The following is a 1382-nucleotide window of genomic DNA, read 5'->3' on the forward strand; positions in this document are numbered from 1 at the left end:
AGTTCGAATCTTGCCGTCCCGACCACTAGTTAGCAGTAAACCGGATGGACGGTTTTACAGGCCGTTTTACAGGTTTGTTTGCCGTTCATCCCACAGCGGCAGTCGGCTGACGAGAATCTGAGCAGCACTTCGGGGGGGGATTCGAGAACACCTCGCCACCATAGTCGCACATTCGAGTGGGCGCCCGTGGCTACCGAGAAAGCCGACCCCACAGGGCCGGCCAAGTTGCTTAGGCTGCCGGGCGCGGCAGCAACTTCGGAAGATAAGGAAGGGCCGCAGGATCGCGCGTGTTGAAATACCGCTCCGAGTGATCGGGGATCCAGACGGTGTCAACGAACTCAATGTATAGAGCCAGCATGTCTTGAGGGTACTGGCGCGCTTCGCCCTCCCATTCGCCACACTTGTGAGTATAGAACTTGTGGCGATTGGCATGGTCAGGGTGGTACTTTCTGAGCCAGTCGGCGAATAGACGTCCGACGCTGACGTCCGGGCGATTCTCTGTGCCATTTGGTGCACGATCCGCCATGATATGGCCAACCATTTCGAGGCGCCCCCAGAGACGGTAGGCCAACTCCGATATGACAGAGAAGTAACCAGGCTCGACCCTGTCCCAGTTCTCATTGAAGCGCTTGATGAATGCCGGGATGCGGCCGCCATACGAACCAGTCTTTCGAATGGATGGAAGGACTTCAGAGGTAATCCACTTCTTGAAGCGCTTCGCCTCTGGCTTGGATGAGCCGAGGATTGCCGAGTACAACCCTGACTCATTGATGATGCGAACGTTTTGCTTTCCGCCAGGGGTATCGATCTGAGCGACCCCCTTTTCATCGTCATCCAGTCTGGCAGAGATGTCCGATGGATTTTTGATACCAAGCTTGTTGGCGACCTCTCGCATGACGAACCAAGGTTCGCCATTTCTATCGATTACACGAAAATCGGTGTCGTCCTCATACTGGAAGACTTGCATTGCATACTGCATCGCGCTGCCCCTCCTTCGGGCATTCTGCGCCGCAGCGATCCGCTTGACTGCCCTTGATTACGTAGGCTAAGACAAGCATACTGTGAGTGGGAGGACGCGCTGCGACGCGTTTTCAAATTCCAGGCCGGGATGATCTGTGGAGGAGAGTCCCGGCCAACCCACTGATTCCAAAAATACGAGACCGTTTGTCGCGAGTCCACCGCGATAGTTCGTGTTGTGTTCTATCCGCATCGATAGTCATCACTCTGACCGAATCATCGGCGAGAACCCGCGCGTTAGCGTTAGAAAACTCGGCTTCTCATTGCTCACCAACGCATGATCTGTGTTGTGGCCGCTTATCGGTCGAGGTCTTCTCCACCTCAATTCTGAGAAGACCGACAACACGCTCGGTTCCGCTACCAGT

Annotated in this window: 1 protein-coding gene; it reads right to left on the reverse strand. The window is 55.3% G+C overall.

Going from position 1 to position 1382, the window contains the following annotated elements; genetic code table 11:
• Window positions 1-229: 229 nt before the first annotated feature.
• A complete protein-coding gene (locus ARC39_RS25095) occupies window positions 230-979 on the reverse strand; it encodes a BRO-N domain-containing protein (RefSeq protein WP_068119614.1) in 750 nt (249 codons plus the stop codon).
• Between the last annotated feature and the right edge of the window lie 403 nt (window positions 980-1382).

Source organism: Tropicimonas marinistellae (genome assembly GCF_001509585.1).
GTDB lineage: Bacteria > Pseudomonadota > Alphaproteobacteria > Rhodobacterales > Rhodobacteraceae > Tropicimonas > Tropicimonas marinistellae.